At 73.9% G+C, this 17,554-nt stretch carries 16 protein-coding genes; 9 read left to right on the forward strand and 7 right to left on the reverse strand.

Annotated features, from left to right (window positions below):
• Nucleotides 1-68 precede the first annotated feature (68 nt).
• The 3 genes from ACIRPP_RS07940 to ACIRPP_RS07950 all read left to right on the forward strand — a co-directional run bounded on the left by ACIRPP_RS07940 (nucleotide 69) and on the right by ACIRPP_RS07950 (nucleotide 1,909).
• Complete coding sequence (locus ACIRPP_RS07940; protein WP_403638924.1) at nucleotides 69-590, forward strand: YbaK/EbsC family protein; 522 nt, start codon at nucleotides 69-71, stop codon at nucleotides 588-590.
• Entirely contained in the window at nucleotides 587-1,432 is an 846-nt protein-coding gene (locus ACIRPP_RS07945) for an EamA family transporter (RefSeq protein WP_403638926.1), read from the forward strand. The genes ACIRPP_RS07940 and ACIRPP_RS07945 overlap by 4 nt, the downstream gene beginning before the upstream one ends.
• A gap of 201 nt (nucleotides 1,433-1,633) precedes the next feature.
• Nucleotides 1,634-1,909 (forward strand): DUF1876 domain-containing protein, encoded by a 276-nt coding sequence (locus ACIRPP_RS07950; RefSeq protein WP_192232366.1) that lies wholly within the window; start codon nucleotides 1,634-1,636, stop codon nucleotides 1,907-1,909.
• Nucleotides 1,910-2,098: 189 nt separating this feature from the next.
• Here the strand turns inward: ACIRPP_RS07950 and ACIRPP_RS07955 are convergent, their stop codons facing one another.
• The 4 genes from ACIRPP_RS07955 to ACIRPP_RS07970 all read right to left on the reverse strand — a co-directional run bounded on the left by ACIRPP_RS07955 (nucleotide 2,099) and on the right by ACIRPP_RS07970 (nucleotide 6,151).
• A complete protein-coding gene (locus ACIRPP_RS07955; RefSeq protein ID WP_403639177.1) occupies nucleotides 2,099-3,259 on the reverse strand; it encodes a serine hydrolase domain-containing protein in 1,161 nt (386 codons plus the stop codon).
• A gap of 143 nt (nucleotides 3,260-3,402) precedes the next feature.
• Nucleotides 3,403-4,167: an energy-coupling factor ABC transporter ATP-binding protein gene (locus ACIRPP_RS07960; RefSeq protein ID WP_403639179.1), complete on the reverse strand. Its 765-nt coding sequence runs from the start codon at nucleotides 4,165-4,167 to the stop codon at nucleotides 3,403-3,405.
• Nucleotides 4,167-4,928: a cobalt ECF transporter T component CbiQ gene (gene cbiQ, locus ACIRPP_RS07965; RefSeq protein WP_403638928.1), complete on the reverse strand. Its 762-nt coding sequence runs from the start codon at nucleotides 4,926-4,928 to the stop codon at nucleotides 4,167-4,169. Before cbiQ ends, ACIRPP_RS07960 begins: the two co-directional genes overlap by 1 nt.
• 2 nt (nucleotides 4,929-4,930) lie before the next feature.
• The gene (locus ACIRPP_RS07970) at nucleotides 4,931-6,151 is read right to left on the reverse strand and encodes an energy-coupling factor ABC transporter permease (protein ID WP_403638929.1); all 1,221 of its coding nucleotides are present in this window, start codon (nucleotides 6,149-6,151) and stop codon (nucleotides 4,931-4,933) included.
• A gap of 186 nt (nucleotides 6,152-6,337) precedes the next feature.
• Here ACIRPP_RS07970 and ACIRPP_RS07975 point away from each other — a divergent pair, with 186 nt between their 5' ends.
• Nucleotides 6,338-6,700 carry an SsgA family sporulation/cell division regulator gene (locus ACIRPP_RS07975; RefSeq protein ID WP_403638930.1) on the forward strand — a complete coding sequence of 121 codons (363 nt, stop codon included), beginning with the start codon at nucleotides 6,338-6,340 and terminating at the stop codon, nucleotides 6,698-6,700.
• Nucleotides 6,701-6,919: 219 nt separating this feature from the next.
• Here the strand turns inward: ACIRPP_RS07975 and ACIRPP_RS07980 are convergent, their stop codons facing one another.
• Nucleotides 6,920-8,590 (reverse strand): penicillin-binding transpeptidase domain-containing protein, encoded by a 1,671-nt coding sequence (locus ACIRPP_RS07980; RefSeq protein WP_403638932.1) that lies wholly within the window; start codon nucleotides 8,588-8,590, stop codon nucleotides 6,920-6,922.
• Nucleotides 8,591-8,770: 180 nt separating this feature from the next.
• Nucleotides 8,771-10,411 (reverse strand): penicillin-binding transpeptidase domain-containing protein, encoded by a 1,641-nt coding sequence (locus ACIRPP_RS07985; RefSeq protein WP_403638934.1) that lies wholly within the window; start codon nucleotides 10,409-10,411, stop codon nucleotides 8,771-8,773.
• A 536-nt stretch (nucleotides 10,412-10,947) separates the two neighbouring features.
• Between ACIRPP_RS07985 and ACIRPP_RS07990 the strand changes: the two genes are divergently transcribed.
• Nucleotides 10,948-11,481 (forward strand): GNAT family N-acetyltransferase, encoded by a 534-nt coding sequence (locus ACIRPP_RS07990; protein WP_403638935.1) that lies wholly within the window; start codon nucleotides 10,948-10,950, stop codon nucleotides 11,479-11,481.
• Between the two features lie 245 nt (nucleotides 11,482-11,726).
• On the opposite strand, the gene ACIRPP_RS07995 is transcribed toward ACIRPP_RS07990, so the two are convergent.
• Nucleotides 11,727-13,472: a dolichyl-phosphate-mannose--protein mannosyltransferase gene (locus tag ACIRPP_RS07995; RefSeq protein WP_403638937.1), complete on the reverse strand. Its 1,746-nt coding sequence runs from the start codon at nucleotides 13,470-13,472 to the stop codon at nucleotides 11,727-11,729.
• Nucleotides 13,473-13,567: 95 nt separating this feature from the next.
• On the opposite strand from ACIRPP_RS07995, the gene rsmI reads away from it, so the two are divergent.
• The 4 genes from rsmI to ACIRPP_RS08015 all read left to right on the forward strand — a co-directional run bounded on the left by rsmI (nucleotide 13,568) and on the right by ACIRPP_RS08015 (nucleotide 17,474).
• A complete protein-coding gene (rsmI, locus tag ACIRPP_RS08000) occupies nucleotides 13,568-14,416 on the forward strand; it encodes a 16S rRNA (cytidine(1402)-2'-O)-methyltransferase (protein WP_403638939.1) in 849 nt (282 codons plus the stop codon).
• A 213-nt stretch (nucleotides 14,417-14,629) separates the two neighbouring features.
• Complete coding sequence (locus tag ACIRPP_RS08005; protein ID WP_403638941.1) at nucleotides 14,630-15,028, forward strand: hypothetical protein; 399 nt, start codon at nucleotides 14,630-14,632, stop codon at nucleotides 15,026-15,028.
• A gap of 44 nt (nucleotides 15,029-15,072) precedes the next feature.
• Nucleotides 15,073-15,954 (forward strand): TatD family hydrolase, encoded by an 882-nt coding sequence (locus tag ACIRPP_RS08010; protein WP_403638943.1) that lies wholly within the window; start codon nucleotides 15,073-15,075, stop codon nucleotides 15,952-15,954.
• Between the two features lie 122 nt (nucleotides 15,955-16,076).
• Entirely contained in the window at nucleotides 16,077-17,474 is a 1,398-nt protein-coding gene (locus tag ACIRPP_RS08015; RefSeq protein ID WP_403638945.1) for a ubiquitin-like domain-containing protein, read from the forward strand.
• Nucleotides 17,475-17,554: the final 80 nt, after the last annotated feature.

A 17,554-nucleotide genomic window follows, 5' to 3' on the forward strand; every position in this document is an offset into this window, starting at 1 on the left:
GGCCGGCGGGCCGGGCGGTGCGACACCCCCGTCGCCCGCCCGGCCCGCCGGCCGCTAACGTGCCCCGCATGACCACCGCCGCCCACGACCCCGCACCCGACGGCTCCGCCGCCCACCCCCGCTTCGCCCAGGCCCTGCGCGACCTCGGCCTGGAGCACCTGATCGCCGAGGTCCGCCGCTTCCCCGACGCCACCCGCACCGCCGCCGAGGCCGCCGCGGCCGTCGGCTGCGAACTCAGCCAGATCTGCAAGTCCCTGATCTTCGCCGCGGACGGGGTGCCCGTGCTGGTGCTGATGGACGGCGCCTCCCGCGTCGACCTGGAAGCGGTCCGGCGGGAACTCGGCGCGGACAGGGTGACCCGCGCCAAGGCCGACATCGTCCGCGAGGCCACCGGCTACGCCATCGGCGGCGTACCGCCGTTCGGCCACCGCACGGCCACCACCCGGGTCCTCGCCGACCGCTCCCTCCTGGAGCACGACCTCGTGTGGGCGGCGGCCGGCACCCCGTACAGCGTCTTCCCGATGGAGCCCAAGACGCTCGTCGCCCACGCCGGCGGCACCCTCGTGGACGTGCGCGAACGGACGGCGTGACCCCGGCGGTCACCGCGGCCGTCCTGATCGCCGCGGTCACCCACGCCGGGTGGAACGCCATCGCCCACCGCATCACCGACAAGCTGGTCGGCTTCGCCCTGATCTCCGGCGGCGGACTGCTCATCGGGCTCGCGCTGCTGCCGTTCGTGCCCGTCCCGGCGGCCGCGGCGTGGCCGTACCTCCTCGGCTCCGCCGCCCTCCACATCGCCTACTACGCGCTGCTGATGCGGTCCTTCGAACTCGGCGACTTCGGGCAGGCGTACCCGATCGCGCGCGGCAGCGCGCCGCTGGTCGTCACCGTCCTCGCGGCCCTGTTCGCGCACGAGGTGCCCGACGGCCCGGCCGCCGCCGGCATCGTCCTGTCGTGCGCCGGCCTGACCGGCGTCGCCCTGTGGGGCCTGCGCGGCCGCCCCCCGCACTGGGCGGCGATCGGGGCCGCCCTCGCCACCGGCCTGTCCATCGCCGTCTACACGGTCGTCGACGGCCTCGGCGTCCGCGCCTCCGGCTCCTCCCTCGGCTACGTCGCCTGGCTGATGACCGTCCAGGGCACGGTGATCCCGGCCTACGCCCTGTGGCGGTGGCGCGGCTCGGCCGCCGCCCGGCTGCGCCCGCACGCCGCCGTCGGCCTCGTCGGCGCCGCGATGTCGGTCACGGCGTACGGCCTGGTCCTGTGGGCACAGACCCGCGCCGCCCTCGCCCCGGTCGCGGCGCTGCGCGAGTCGTCCATCCTCGTCGGTGCCGCCATCGGCGCCGTGTTCTTCAAGGAGCGCTTCGGGGCCCCGCGCATCGCCGCCGCTGTCCTGATGGTGGCCGGCATCGGGCTGATGCTGCGGGCCGGGTAGTCCGGGGAGTCCGGGGCCGTGGAGAAGGCGGGTGCGGGGGGCGGGTGGTGCGAGGAGAAAGCGGGTGCGGGGGGGGGGCGGGTGGTCCGCGAAGAAAGCGGGGGCGGGGGGCGGTGGTCCGCGGAGAAAGCGGGGGCGGGGCGGGTGCGGGGCGCCCGGGCCGGAGGCACCCTGGAACTAGGGATTCCGGAGGTGATCGTCATGGCGCACACCATTGTGGGCTGGCACGTCGAGCTCGAATTCAGCGAGGACGACCAGCACACACGCGCGGCCGCGATGGTGCGGCTGCCCGACGGTTCGGAGGTGCGGGCGCACGGACACGCGGTCCGGCACCACACGGACGCGAATCAGCCACGGGTCGGGGAGGAGATCGCCGGGGCCCGGGCGTTGAACGAGCTCGCGATGCAGTTGCTGACCAAGGCGCACGGGGAGATCGACGAGGCGTCGGGGCGCATCTCGCACCCGATCCACGTCTGACCCGCCACGCGCCGACGCGCTGACGCGCCGACGCGCCCGGCCGCCGTCCGCCGCCGCAGGACGGACGGCGGCTGCGCGGTGCTCAGGCGTCGAGGGTCGGACGGCGGCTGCGCGGTGCTCAGGCGTCGAGCGGTCGGACGGCGGCTGCGTGGTGCTCAGGCGTCGAGGGTCGGACGGCGGCTGCGCGGCTCAGGCGTCGAGGCAGGCCCGCAGCGCCCGGATCAGGGACTGCGCCCTCGGGTCCGCGGTGACCGTCCGGCGGAAGCCGTTGGTGACGTAGCCGAAGGCGATGCCGGAGCCGGGGTCGGCGAAGCCGAGGGAGCCGCCGCGGCCGGGGTGGCCGAAGGAGCCCGGGCCGAGGAGCGGCGAGGCGCTGCCGTGCAGCATGTAGCCGAGACCGAAGCGGGTGCCGACGACCAGCACCCGGTCGGGGCCCGCCGACTCCTCCGCGCGGGCCTGCTCGACGGTGTCCGGGCCGAGCAGGCGGACGCCGTCGACCGGGCCGATGAGCGCGGCGTGGAAGCGGGCCAGGGCGTCCGCCGTGGCGATGCCGTTGGCGGCGGGTAGGACCGCCGCGTGGAAGGCCGGGTCGTTCTGGTCCGGGGTGGGCGTGATCGCGGCGAACGCCCGGCGGGTGAGGGACGAGGGGTCGGCGTAGGCGTCGGTGACCGACGGCTTGGGCCGGGCGCGGAGCGCCCCGGACGGTTCGGCGCCCTCGACCGGGCCGACCCTGCCCACCCGGTGGGCCTGGGCCGCGGGCAGGCCCACCCACAGGTCCAGGCCGAGCGGGTCCGCGATCTCGGAGGCGATCCACTCGCCGGTGCCCCGGCCCGTCACCCGCCGGACGAGGGCGTCGGCCAGCCAGCCGTAGGTCAGCGCGTGGTAGCCGTGGCCGGTCCCCGGCTCCCACGCCGGCGTCTGCGCGGCCAGCGCCTCGGTGGCCCGCAGCGGGTCGTACGCCTCGCGCGGGGTGAGCGGTGCGTCGAGGACGGGCAGCCCGGCCCGGTGGCTGAGCACGTGGCGGACGAGGACGCCCTCCTTGCCGTGCGCCTTGAACTCCGGCCAGTAGTGTCCGACCGGCGCGTCCAGGTCCAGTGCGCCGCGCTCGTGCAGCATCAGCAGGACGGCCGCGGCGACGCCCTTGGTCGCGGAGCGCACCACCTGGGCGGTGCCGCGTCGCCACGGGTCGGTGCCGTCGACGTCCTTCGTGCCGGCCCACAGGTCGACGACGCGGCGCCCGTCGCGGTACACGGCGAGTGCGGCGCCCCGTTCGCCCAGCGCGGTGAAGTTGCGGGCGAACGCCTCACCGACGCGTTCGAAGCCCTCGGCCACTGTGCCGTGCACGTCGATGCCCACGCCCGTCGTCCCTTCGCTCACCTGTGACACAGGGTGCAACGGCCGTCGTCCGCCTGCGATTCCTGGGTTCGGGCGGCTCCGGGCGATCGTTACGCAGCCGTTGCCGCGGGCCCCGCGCCGTTCCCGTCCAGGCCGGGTCAGGCGCCGGGGGTCGCCGGCACGGACCGCGGGTCGAAGCCGTAGGGCAGTTCCAGGCGGTGGGCGCGCATCAGCGCGTCGTCGGACAGCAGCTCGGCCGTGGCGCCGTCGGCCGCGATCACCCCGTCGCTGAGGATCAGCGAGCGCGGGCACAGCTGGAGGGCGTAGGGCAGGTCATGGGTCACCATCAGCACGGTGACGTCCAACGCGCTCAGGATGTCGGCGAGTTCGCGCCGCGAGGCGGGGTCCAGGTTGGACGAGGGCTCGTCCAGGACCAGGATCTCCGGCTCCATCGCCAGCACCGTCGCCACGGCCACCCGGCGCCGCTGCCCGAAGGACAGGTGGTGCGGCGGACGGTCCTTGAACTCCGCCATGCCGACCCGGGCCAGCGCCCGGTCCACCCGCGCCTCGAGCTCCGGCCCCTTCAGACCGGCCGCGGCCGGGCCGAACGCCACGTCCTCGCGCACCGTCGGCATGAACAGCTGGTCGTCCGGGTCCTGGAACACGATGCCGACCCGGCGCCGGATCTCCGCCATGTGCTCCTTGCCGACGGGGAGTCCGGCCACCCGGACGGTTCCGGTGCCGCCGGTCAGGATGCCGTTGAGATGCAGCACCAGGGTGGTCTTCCCGGCGCCGTTCGGGCCGAGCAGGGCCACGCGTTCGCCCCGCCCGATGGCGAAGTCGACGCCGAACAGGGCCTGGTGGCCGTCGGGGTAGGCATAGGCGAGGCCGCGGACCTCCAGGGACGTCGTCATGGGGTCCATCACACCACCCACCCCAGCACGCACAGCACCAGGGCGGCGGCCGGGAGCGTGCCGGCGCGGGACCACTGCGCCCGGGACGCGGTCACCTCGTCGATGACCGGCATGGCGCCGGTGTACCCGCGGCTGAGCATGGCCAGGTGCACCCGCTCGCCCCGTTCGTAGGAGCGGATGAACAGCGCGCCCGCCGACTTGGCGAGCACCCCCCAGTGCCGCGGGCCCCTGGCCTCGAAGCCGCGTGACGCGCGGGCGATGCGCATGCGGCGCACCTCGTCGGTGACGACGTCGCTGTAGCGGACCATGAAGGCCGCGATCTGCACGAGCAGCGGCGGCAGTCCGAGGCGCTCCAGTCCGCGCAGCAGGTCCCGCAGGTCGGTGGTGGCGGCCAGCAGCACCGAGGCGGCGACCCCCAGGGTGCCCTTGGCCAGCACGTTCCAGGCGCCCCACAGCCCGTCCACGCTCAGCGAGAGCCCGAGGACGTCGGTGCGGGCGCCCTCCGCCACGAACGGCAGCAGCACCGCGAAGGCGACGAACGGCACCTCGATCAGCATCCGCCGGAGCAGGAACCCCGCCGGGACGCGGGCGACGCCGGCCACGACGCCCAGCAGCACCGCGTACCCGGCGAACGCCCACATCGCCTCGCGCGGCGTCGACACCACGACCAGGACGAAGGCGAACACCGCGGCCAGTTTGGTGTGCGGGGGCAGGGCGTGCACGGGGGAGTCCGCCGGGCGGTAGAGCCGGTGGGCATGGCCGGCGCCCACGGTCAGCCCTTCGCGCGGGCAGCGGTGTCCGCGTCGCTCGGGGTGCCGGCCGTGCTCGTGCCCCTGCTCGTGCCCGTTTCCGTGCTCGTGCCCGTTTCCGTGCTCGTGCCCGTTTCCGTGCTCGTGCCCGTTTCCGTGCTCGTGCCCGTTTCCGTGCTCGTGTCCGTGCTCGTCGGTGAGGCGTCGGTGCCGCGCCGCCTGCGCAGCACCCAGAACACGCCGGTGCCCGCGACCACGGTGACGCCGACGCCGATCACGCCCGCGAGGCCGCCGGAGAGCCGCTCGTCGGTGACGTCCCGGACGCCGTAGTCGGCGAGCGGGGAGTCGGCCGTCGCGTGTTCCTCGGCCTTCTCGGCGATGCCGTGGTCGGTGGCGACCTTCTCCAGGCCGTCCGGGTCGGCGGACGCGTAGAAGCTGACGAACCCGGCGAGGAGCAGCGAGGTGACCAGGCCGGCCGCCCAGATCCGGCGCGGTGAGCGGGCCGGCGCGGAGGCCGCCGGCTCCGGCTCGGGCGCGTCGACGAGTTCGCCGTCCACCCGCAGCTTGAGCCGCTGCCGCAGCCCGCGCGCCCCGTGCACCAGGTCCGGACGCACGGCGACGACGGCCCCCACGGTCAGCGCGGTGATCGCGGCCTCGCCCAGTCCGATCAGCACGTGCACGCCCACCATGGCGGTCGCGACCTTGCCGATCGGGACGTCGGTGGTGCCGCCCAGCGCGAAGAGCAGGGTGAAGACGAGGGCGGAGGCGGGCACCGAGACCAGGGCGGCGACGAAGGACGCGACGGTCACCGAGCGGCGGGAGCGGGGCAGCACCGTCACCAGGCCGCGGAAGAGCGCGTAGGCCACGACGGTCGTGGTGAGCGCCATAGTGGTGAGGTTGACGCCGAGCGCGGTCAGCCCGCCGTCGGCGAAGAGGACCGCCTGGAGCAGCAGCACCACCGACACGCACAGCATCCCGGTGTACGGCCCGACCAGGATCGCGGCGAGCGCCCCGCCGAGCAGATGGCCGCTGGTGCCCGCCGCGACGGGGAAGTTGAGCATCTGCACGGCGAAGATGAACGCGGCGACCAGCCCGGCCAGGGGAGCCGTGCGGTCGCCTCCGCCAGAGGGGTCCCCCGCGAGTTCCCGGCGCGCTCCCCGCAGGCTCACGGCGATGGCGCCGGCGGCGAGGAGACCGGCCGCGGCGGACAGGGGCGCGTCGATGAATCCATCGGGTGCGTGCACACATCGATGATGTGGGCAGTTGCGAATCCTTCGCAAGAGCGAGTGGCTCGTTTCTTGCCCGGTTCACATCCGTGCCGTGCTGTACGGCGGCCGGACGGGCGCATTCCGCTTTTAGGTGGGACATTGGACGGGGGTGGGTATACGGCCTGCAAGGCTTTCCCTGGACAGCACGCGAAGGGGCCCACGATGTCCGTAGTCGAGCAGTACGCGCGAGCCCACGTCGTCACGGACGCCGACCCTCTGCTGGGCGACCGCGGAGCCGTCCCCGTGGTGCTGCGCTACGACCCCGAGTCCGACCCCCGGTCCGTCCGCGTCGCGCTCCCCGGATCGGGGCCCCGCGAGTGGACCGTGCCCCGCGAACTGCTGGAACAGGGGCTGCACATGCCCGTCGGCCACGGCGAGGTGCAGGTCTGGCCGTGCGGCCGGGTGCAGACGGTGGTGGAGCTCCACACCGCGCGCGGGGTGTCGGTGGTGCAGTTCGAGAACAAGGTGCTGAACCGGTTCCTGAGCCGGACGTACGCCGCCGCGGCGGCGCCCGTCCCGCACTGAGCCCGCAGCGCACCGAGCCCGTTTTCATCGCGTCGAGTCGGCGGCCCGGACGGTCCCAGTCCCGGCAGCCCGGACGGCCCGGATCTCCGGGCGGTTTCCAGCCCGGAGCCCGCACCGGCCTACACCGGCGTACCCGGGCGGACGCCGGTGACGGGCCGCCACGGGGATCGCGTCGGCCGGGTCAGCCGCCCGGCTGCCACGGGGATCGCGCGGGGCGGGTCAGCCGCCCAGCTTCAGCAACGACGCCACGATCGGGCCGGCGGACGAACCGCCGTGCCCGCCCTGCTGGACGACCGCCGCACCGGCCACGTCCCCGCGGTACGCGGTGAACCAGCCGTTGGGCTTCTTCTGCCCGTCCACCTCGGCCGACCCGGTCTTCGCGCCCTTGTCGCCGCCGACCCCGGCCATCGCCTCCGCCGCCGTGCCGGCGGTCGCCGTGTACGCCATCAGGTCCCGCAGCTGCGACGCCGTCTGCGGCGACATCGTGCGCCCGGCCTTCGCCAGGGTGCGCCCGTCCACCTCCGGCGGGACCAGGTACGGCTGACGGAACACGCCCGCCTTGACCGTCGCTGACACCGACGCCATGTTCAGCGGGTTCATGCGCACCCCGCCCTGGCCGATCAGGGACGCCGCCATCGACGCGTCCTTCTGCACCGGCACCGAGCCGTCGAAGGTGGACACCCCGACCTGCCAGTCGTTCTTCGACAGCCCGAAGACCTGCTGGGCCTGCTTGGTCAGGTCGTCGTTCTTCAACTCGGGCGCCTGGCTGATGAAAGCGGTGTTGCAGGACCGGGCGAAGCCGGCCCGGAAGGTGCCGTCCTTGATCTGGAACTTGTCGAGGTTCTGGAACTTCCAGCCGCCGTAGCTGAAGAACTTGGGGCACGGGTGCTTCTCGTCGACGCCCGCCAGGTCCTTCTCCAGCAGCATCGACGCCGTGACGACCTTCATCGTCGAACCGGGCGCCAGCGACCCCTGGAAGGCGGTGTTGAAACCCCGCGAGGAGTTCGCCGCCGCCAGGATCTCCCCGGTCGACGGGCGCAGCAGCACCACCGACGCCCGCGGCTTCTTCGCGACCTGCTCCTCGGCGGCCGCCTGCAGCGACGGGTCCAGCGTCGTCGGCACCGTGCCCGGCGTGCCCTCGCGCAGCTCCAGCAGCGTCTTGTCGGCCAGCTCCGCCTTCTCCGCCGCCTTGCCGCGCACCACCTGGAGCTCGATGCCCGCCGTGCCGCCCGCCGTCTTGCCGTACTTCTCGCGCAGCCCGTCCAGCACCGGGCCCAGACTCGGGTACTTCCCGGTCGTCAGCTCGCCGCCGTCCCGGTCCAGCGCCTTGACCGGCGGGGTGCCCGACTCCCCGGTGACCAGCCGGTCACCGTCCTTCAGATCGGGGTGCACCACCGACGCCCGCCACGCGACGCGCGGTTCGCCGTCCCCGGCACGGCGTACGACGGTCAGCTCGCTGTCGTACGCCAGCGGCTTGCTGATCTCCTCGTACTCCACCGTGCCCTTGACGGAGAACGGCACCTTGGCCGCGGCCGGCGCCGCCGGGGTGAGGGTGACGTCCTTGACGCGGGCGTCCTTGGTGTAGCCGCTGAGCAGCGCGGTCGCGGCCTTCGGGTCGTCGGTGAGCGCGGCGGCCTCGCCCACCTTGCCCTGCTGCCAGGCGGTGAGGAAACGCTCGGCCGTGCCGGTGACCTCGGCGGCGGACAGCGGGCCGGTCTTGGCCTCGACCTGCTGCGCGGACGCCGCGCGGGTGCCGTCCTCGGCGGCGGCACCGCCCCCGAACAGCGCGTAGGCGCCGACCCCGGCGCCGGTGGCCACCACGGCGATCATCCCGCCGAGGACGACGGGTCTCGTCTTCCGCCGCTCGGCGACGCGCTTCCTGTTGCCCACTGCTGCTCGTTCCTCCGCTGCTCGCCGGGCCCCTACGGCCCCGGGGTGTGTCCCGCGACCGGCCCGTGACACCGCGATGTCCGGCACCGGGCTGCGCGGGACATCCGCCGGTGGCCGTCGTGACGGGCCTGTGCACACACGACGGCCCCACCCTAGAGTCCCCGTCCGGGCGGGGCCCGCTCAGCCTGCCGCTCGTAGCACGGCTGCGACAATCGGACCGGCCGCGTCGCCGCCGTGGCCGCCCTGCTGGACCATGGCCGCCGCCGCGGTGTCGCCGCGGAAACCGGTGAACCAGCTGTCCGAGGTGGCGTTGCCGTCGACCTCCGCGGAGCCCGTCTTCGCCCCGATGTCGCCGCCGAGCCCGGCCATCGCCTTCTGCCCCGTGCCCTGCGTGGCGGTGAGCCGCATCATCTGCTTGAGCTGGGCGGCGGTCCCGGCGGGCAGGCCCTTGGCCTGCGCCAGCTGACGTCCGTCGAGCCGGGGGGAGACGAGGTACGGCTGCCGGAAGGTGCCGGTGATGGCCGTGGCGGTCACCGAGGCCATGTTCAGCGGGTTCATCTGCACCTGGCCCTGGCCGATGGCGTTCGCCGCGCGGTCCGGGCCGCTCACCGCGGGAACCCGGCCGTCGAAGGAGGCGATGCCGGTCTTCCAGTCGTCCCGGCCCAGCCCGAACCTCTCCTGCGCCTCCCGGGTCAGCGAGTCGTCGCCGAGCGGCGGCTCGTCGACCAGCTTGATGAAGGCGGTGTTGCAGGAACGCAGGAAGCTGTTGGCGAGGCTGGCGTTCTCGTCGGGCCGCATGCCGGTGAGGTTCTTGAAGGTCTGGCTCTGCCACTGCGCGGTGGGCGGGCAGGGCGCCGGGCCGTTCATCGTGGTCACGCCGTTGTCGATGAGCATCGCCGCGGTGATGATCTTCATGGTGGAGCCGGGGGCGACCTGGCCCAGGAAGGCCGCGTTGAAGCCGTCCTCGCGGTGGTTGGCCACCGCCAGCACCTCACCGGTGCTCGGCTGCACCGCCACCACGGAGGCGTCGGCGTGCTGCTGCACCGCCTTCTCCGCCGCCGCCTGCACCGACGCGCTGAGCGTCGTGCGCAGCTTGCCCGTCCGGCCCTTCTCCAGGGTGACCAGCGGGGTGTCGGCGGGTGCTTCCCCCGAGGCGTCCCCGGCGTGCCGGATCACCAGCTCCACACCGGGCGTGCCGCCCGCCTTGTCGCCGTACTTCTCGCGCAGGGTGTCCAGGACCGGGCCCAGCGAGGGGTACTTCCGCTTCGTCAGCACCGTCCCGTCGCGGCCCACCGCCTCGATGGGCGGCTGCTCCGACTCCCCGGTGACGAGGGTGTCGCCCTCCTGCAGATCCGGATGGACGACGGACGGCTCCCAGTCCACCAGCGCCCGCCCGGTCGACTTACCCCGCACCACCGTCAGTTCGCTCCGGTACTCCAGCGCCTTCGTGGTGCCCTCGAAGCCCACGGTCGCCCGCACCCGGAACGGCACGGTGTTCCCGCTCGGCGCACCCGGGGTGATCTTCACGCCGGATATCCGGGCGTCGTCCCCGTAGGCCGTCAGCAGCGCGTCGGCCGCCTGCGCGTTGTTCGTGTACGCCGCCGCCTGCGTCGCCTGCCCCTTCTCCCAGGCCGCGAAGAACTTCCCGGACGCCTCCTTCACCTCGCCCCCGTCCGGCGGGCCCGACTTCGTCACCGACGCAGGCCCGGACCCCCCGTCACCGCCGAGCGCCGACACGAAGGTGTACGCGCCGTACCCCGCCCCGCCGACCATCACCGCGAACACCCCGCCGACGACGGCGGCCTTGACCCCCTTGCCCATCGGGCGATTCCCCTCCCCCACCGGGCCCCCCACGCCTTGTGGACGTGTCCATGAGGCACGATGCCCGAGCACTCTACGCACGGTCTGTGACAGGGGCACCACTGTTTCCGTTTGGTGGCCGAAGAGAAAGGAGGTCGTGTGCGGACGGGTGCGCCGGGCCCCCTGGGAGCGCCGACCGCCCGGCGGCGCGGACCCGCCGAACCCGAGACGGCCGAGGGACCTCCCTGGTGGACACTGCTGGTCCAGTGAGTGAACTCGGCGTCGATCAGACGGTGCGGTGGGCCATGCCAGGGGGCGACGACCAGTGCTGTGACTGCTTTCCGCGGCGGATCCGCGATCAGCCCGAGCACCAGCTGCCGTGCCCGAGGGCGGGTTCGACCCGGGCAAACCCATCCGCGATCCGCCCATCAAGCTCTCGAACGCGTCCCGCCAGCGATCAAAGTCTGCGCACCAACGCCGGTGGAACTGAGCACCTCGAGCGGCCACCCTGAGTGCTTCAGCTGGCCAGGAGTCGGCACGAACAGGACCATGACAAGATGACTGATCGCCTCTCTTCCGCATCACCAACCGTGGTACGGCTCACGGAATATACGAAGACCGAGCAGATCGAAATCCTCGGTGACAGTGCCGATCCCTTCGGCGTTGCAGATGCCGGATTGACGTGGCTGCCCAAGGAAGAGCATTTCGGCATCCGGCACGAAGGCCGCCTCGTGGCACACGCCGGCCTGCTGCAGCTGCCCATATCGATCGGCGGGGTCGGCACACAGGTGGTGGGTGTCGGCGGGGTGGCTGTCGCGCCTGATCTGCGAGGGCACGGGCTCGCACGGTGGGTCGTATCGGCGGCCCTGGAGCACGCACGAACGATGGGGCCGAAGCACGGGCTTCTCTTCTGCAGGCCTTCCCTCGTCCCGCTCTACCGGCGACTCGACTGGCAATTGCTTGAGCAGGACGTCCATGTCGAGCAACCCGAGGGGTCCGTGATCATGCCGCTGCGGACCATGTGGACGCCGCTGCGCGACGGTGCGATTTGGCCTACTGGGGCGGTACGCCTGCTTTCGTTCCCCATGTGATGGACGGCTCCGGTGAGGGCCGTCACCGGACCGTCGGCCGTCATCTTTATGAATGCCTGAGCACGGGGTCGGCCGACTCGGGCGCTCGTCGGCCAACTGAAAACCCAGTCACAGCCAGTGAGATCACGATCTACGGCTGTAGTGCCGGCCTCGGACACCCCACCTCGTGAAAGCGCGAGGCTGACGACGTACGACGCACCTGTGGGCATGCCATGCCGCCGTGCCCACAGGGCGTGGCTGCCCAGCTAGACCCACGTGTCCAGCCACATCCGTGCCCGCCAGTCGTCGATGGGGATGGCCTGGCCGGTGTACAGGGGCCAGAAGTAGATGAAGTTCCAGGCGATCAACAGGGTCAGGACGCCCGCTGCCGTGGCGCCGGCGACGCGGCGGGTGTCGGTGGAGCGGGGCGGGCCGACGAGGGCGCCCAGGAGCATGGCGACGGCGAGGCAGAGGAAGGGGACGAAGACGACGGCGTAGAAGTAGAAGATGGTCCGTTCCTGGTAGAGGAACCAGGGGAGGTAGCCGGCGGCGATGCCGCAGGCGATGGCGCCCGCGCGCCAGTCGCGGCGGAAGAACCAGCGCCACAGGACGTAGAGGACGGCGAGGCAGCCCACCCACCACAGCACCGGGGTGCCGATCGCCAGGACCTCGCGGGCGCACTTCTCGGCGGCATCGGCCGGGCAGCCGTCGGTGCCGGGGGCCGGGGACTCGTAGAAGTAGGAGACCGGGCGGCCGGTGACGAGCCAGCTCCACGGGTTGGACTCGTAGGTGTGCGGGGAGGACAGGCCGACGTGGAACTCGTAGACCTGGGCCTCGTAGTGCCACAGGCTGCGCCACCAGTCGGGGAACAGCCAGGACCAGTCGCTGTCGCGGCCGTCCCTGACCGCCCAGTCGCGGTAGTAGCCGCCGCTGCCGTCGGAGGGGGAGAGGATCCAGCCGGTCCAGGACGCGATGTAGGTGACGACGGCGACGGGCACCGTGGACAGGAAGGCCCAGCCCAGGTCGCGCCGGACCACCGCCCGGTAGGGGTGGTGGGCGCCCGCGACCTTGCGCGCGCCGACGTCCCACAGCACCGCCATCACGCAGAACGCGGCCATCACGTACAGGCCGTTCCACTTGGTGCCGATCGCCAGGCCCAGCATCAGGCCCGCCGCCACCCGCCACGGCCGGAAGCCGATGCGGGTGCTCTCCGCGATGCGGGCGTTCGGGCGGACCCGGCCGTCCGCGTCGGCGGGCAGCGCGGCGGCCAGCTTCTCGCGGGCCCGGTCCCGGTCGACGAGCAGGCAGCCGAAGGCGGCCAGCACGAAGAACATCAGCACCCCGTCGAGCAGCGCGGTGCGGCTCATGACGAAGTGCAGGCCGTCCACGGCCATCAGGGCGCCCGCGAGGCAGCCCAGGAACGTGGACCGGAACAGCCGGCGGCCGATCCGGCACAGCATCAGCACGGAGAGCGTGCCGAGCACCGCGGTCATGAACCGCCAGCCGAACGGCTCGAAGCCGAAGATGAGTTCGCCGAGCCCGATGACGTACTTGCCGACCGGCGGGTGCACCACGTAGGCCGCGTCGGCCGGGATGGGCACGTCGCCGCCGGACGACAGGATCTGGCTGTTGGCGTTCTTCGCCCAGTTGACCTCGAAGCCGCGGTGGACCAGCGCCCACGCGTCCTTGGCGTAGTACGTCTCGTCGAATATCACGCCCTTGGGGCGGCCCAGGTTCCAGAACCGCAGGACGCCCGCCAGCAGGGTGACCAGCAGCGGACCGCCCCACCCCGACCAGCGCACGAGGCGCTCGGCCCGCGACGGCGGCACCCCGAGCGCCGACCACATCCGGCCCGACGGCTCGGTGTACGGCGGGACCAGCTGATCACGGACGTCGCCTCTGTGGCCCGACGCCGTGTAGCCGAAACGGCGCAGCCGCTGCTGCCACGACGGCCGCTGCTCGTGCGGCGCCTGCTCCTGCCGGGTGTCCGTGGAGGACGCGGTACTGGTCACCGCGCCATCGTAGGGAACCGTGCGGTGGGAGTCCCGCCCATGGGCGGTATGCCCCGGCTCCGGCCGCGCCGGGTCCGCCCTGGGAGGATGGGGAGGTGACCGGAACCCTCGTACTCGCAGGCACTCCCATCGGCGACGTCTCGGACGCCCCGCCCCGGCTCGCCGAGGAGCTCGCCGCCGCCGACGTCGTCGCCGCCGAGGACACCCGGCGGCTGCGCCGGCTCACCCAGGCGCTCGGCGTCACGCCCAAGGGGCGCGTCGTGTCGTACTTCGAGGGCAACGAGTCGGCCCGCACGCCCGAGCTGGTGGAGGAACTGACCGGCGGCGCGCGGGTGCTGCTGGTGACGGACGCGGGCATGCCGTCGGTGTCGGACCCCGGGTACCGGCTGGTCGCCGCGGCCGTCGAGCAGGACGTGCGGGTCACCGCGGTGCCCGGGCCGTCCGCCGTGCTCACCGCGCTCGCCCTGTCCGGGCTGCCGGTCGACCGGTTCTGCTTCGAGGGGTTCCTGCCCCGCAAGGCCGGCGAACGGCTGGGGCGGCTGCGGGAGGCCGCCGGGGAGCGGCGCACCCTCGTCTACTTCGAGGCCCCGCACCGCCTGGAGGACACGCTCGCCGCGATGGCCGAGGTGTTCGGCGCGGACCGCCGGGCCGCCGTCTGCCGCGAGCTGACCAAGACGTACGAGGAGGTCCGGCGCGGTCCGCTGGCCGAGCTGGCCGAGTGGGCCGCGGCGGGCGTGCGCGGCGAGATCACCGTCGTCGTGGAAGGGGCGCCCGAGCCGGGGCCGGGGGACGTGGACGCCGACGAGCTGGTGCGCCGGGTGCGGGTGCGTGAGGAGGCCGGGGAGCGGCGCAAGGAGGCGATCGCCGCGGTGGCCGTCGAGGCGGGTGTGCCGAAGCGGGAGGTGTTCGACGCGGTGGTGGCGGCGAAGCGCGCCGGGACGTGACCCCGGGCCGCCGCTGACGGCCGGCCCGGCCGGGACGTCGACCCATGGGGTTCCCCGTCACACCCCACGGGGTCCCCAAGAGAACGGGGCCGTCCGGCAAGGAACGCCCAAATCGCCCTCAACTCTTGACAGGTCACGTGCCTGCGCGGGCGCCGGGGAGTCCACTGGGGACAGGGACGGATCCGGTCCTCCGGCGAACCGACAGGAGCGGGCATGACAGAGATCTCAGGACAGCCGCAGGGGCTGCGCGCAGGTGCCACCGCCGTCGTCAACGAGTCGTACTCCTTCGTCTGCCTGCGCTGCGGGTTCGGCTGGGAGCAGGCGTACGAGATCGAGCACCACACCCGGGCCGACGGCGGCGACCTGCTCGTCTACGTCGCGGACGGGGCCGTCGTGCCCTCGCCGCTGAACCGGCCGGTGTGCGGGAACTGCGACGGCCACCTGGTGCGGATCATGCGGTCCGGCCGTGTCGCCTCCGCCCGGGGCGCCGCCGACCGCGAGCACCGGGTACCCGCCGCAGGCCCCGTCGAGGTGCCGCAACCGGGACGTCAGAGCCGGCACGAGTACTGGCACCTGTCCGCCCTGCTGCGCGGCCTGCACGGCGCCCACTGACGCGCCCGGCCGGCACGGGCGGGGCCTTCCGTAGGATCGGGGGCATGCCTGCGAACGCCCCCGACAAGAACGCCGCCCCGCCGCTCCCGGAACCCCTGCGGGTGCCGGTCGCGGACTCGCACACCCACCTCGACATGCAGTCCGGCACCGTCGAGGAGGCGCTCGCCAAGGCCGCGTCGGTGGGGGTGACGACGGTCGTGCAGGTCGGCTGCGACGTCAACGGCTCCCGCTGGGCGGCGGACACGGCGGCGGCGCACGACGCCGTGCACGCCACGGTCGCCCTGCACCCCAACGAGGCACCGCGCATCGTGCACGGCGACCCCGACGGCTGGTCCCGGCAGGGGGCGCGGGAGCCCGGCGGGGACGCGGCGCTGGACGAGGCGCTGGCCGAGATCGACCGGCTGGCCGCGCTGCCGCAGGTCAAGGGCGTCGGCGAGACGGGCCTGGACCACTACCGCACCGGGCCGGAGGGCAAGGACGCCCAGGAGCGGTCCTTCCGCGCCCACATCGAGATCGCCAAGCGGCACGGCAAGACCCTGGTGATCCACGACCGGGACGCCCACGCCGACGTGCTGCGCGTGCTGAAGGAGGAGGGCGCGCCCGAGCGCACCGTCTTCCACTGCTACTCGGGGGACGCGGAGATGGCGGAGATCTGCGCCCGCGCCGGGTACTTCATGTCCTTCGCAGGCAACGTCACCTTCAAGAACGCCCAGCACCTGCGCGACGCCCTCGCAGTGGCCCCGCCGGAGCTGGTCCTGGTGGAGACCGACGCGCCCTTCCTCACCCCGGTGCCCTTCCGGGGCCGGCCCAACGCGCCCTATCTGGTGCCGGTGACCGTGCGGGCCATGGCGGCCGTGCGGGGCATCGACGAGGACACGATGGCCGCCGCGCTCGGGGCCAACACGGCACGCGCGTTCGGCTACTGACCGGGCGGTCGACGGGCCGCCCTCGCGCACACGTTCCGTGGTCGTGCCGCTTTGGAGAGTGACCGCGGCTCGGCTACGTTGCGGGGGTTCGATCGGACCCTGGGGCCCTGGAGTGTGTCGGCGTGAGCAACGCGCGGTTCGGGACGCAGCCGGCGTACGGCGCGGCGTATCGGACGGTCCACGGTGACGAGCTGCACCTCGCGGAGACCGTCGGACACGGCGTCCCCGGCAGGCCGGGCCCGCCCGGCCCGCCCACCCTGCCCGACCCCGACGCCGTGCCCACCCTCGCTTCCGCCACCGTGCCCACCCACGCCACCGTGCCCGACACCGACCCCGCCCCCGCATCCGCCCCTGCCACCGGGCCCGCGCCCGACACCGCCCCCACCGAGCCCGGCCGACGGTCCGCGCACCGGCGCCGCCCCCGCTGCGCCGACCGGACGGACGGCATGCGCCGCCTGCTGCCGCAGGCCCTCGTCGTCGCCTTCCTGGCCGGGGGCACCGCCGCCTTCGTCGCCGAGGACAAGGCCGTCCGCCTCGACGTCGACGGCCGGACCCGCACCCTGCACACCTTCGCCGACGACGTCACCGGACTGCTCGCCGAGGAGGGCGTCCGGATCGGCCCGCACGACGCGGTGACGCCCGCGCCCGGCACCGGACTCGGCCACGGCGACCGGGTCGAGGTCCGCCACGGCAGGCCCTTGGTGCTCACCCTGGACGGCCGGCGCACCCGGGTCTGGACGACAGCCGACACCGTCGAGGGGGCGCTCAGACAGCTCGGGGTGCGCGCGGAGGGCGCGTACCTGTCCACCTCGCGCTCCCGTCGGATCGGGCGCGAGGGGCTGACGCTGGATGTGCGCACCGAACGCTCCGTGACCGTCATGGCCGACGGCCGGGCCCGCACCATCCGCACCAACGCGGCGACGGTGCGCGAGGCCGTCGCGCAGGCCGGGATCGGGCTGCACGGCCAGGACACCACGTCCGTCGCCCCCGACAGCTTCCCGCGCGACGGCCAGACCGTCACCGTGCTGCGGATCACCGACGGCCAGGAGGTCCGCGACGAACCGATTCCCTTTCACGAACTGCGCGTCGAGGACCGGACCCTGCCCCGCGGCACGGAGGTCGTCGAACGCCCCGGCCGGGCGGGGGTGCGCCGGGTCACCTTCGCGCTGCGCACCGTCAACGGGGTCCGGCAGAAGCCGCGCCGGCTGCGCGACGAGGTGGTGCGCGAGCCCCGCCCGCAGCAGGTGCGCGTCGGGACCGCCTCCGCGGCGGCCCCGGCCGGCGGGCTCCACTGGGAGCGGCTGGCGGCCTGCGAGTCCGGCGGCCGGCCCGACGCCGTCGACGCCTCCGGCACGTACGGCGGGCTGTACCAGTTCGACACCCGCACCTGGCAGAGCCTGGGCGGCCGGGGCCGCCCGCAGGACGCCCCCGCCGAGGAACAGACGTACCGCGCGCAGCAGCTCTACGCCCGCAGCGGCACCAGCCCCTGGCCGCACTGCGGCAGCAGGCTGCACGGATGACGGGCCGCGGCGGCCCCGCGCGTGCCGCGGTGCGCCCGGCCGAGGGGTGAACCGGGCGGTCCCCCCGCCCCGTACCCTTG

The sequence above is a fragment of the Streptomyces sp. NPDC101219 genome, from assembly GCF_044767675.1.
Taxonomy (GTDB): Bacteria; Actinomycetota; Actinomycetes; order Streptomycetales; family Streptomycetaceae; genus Streptomyces.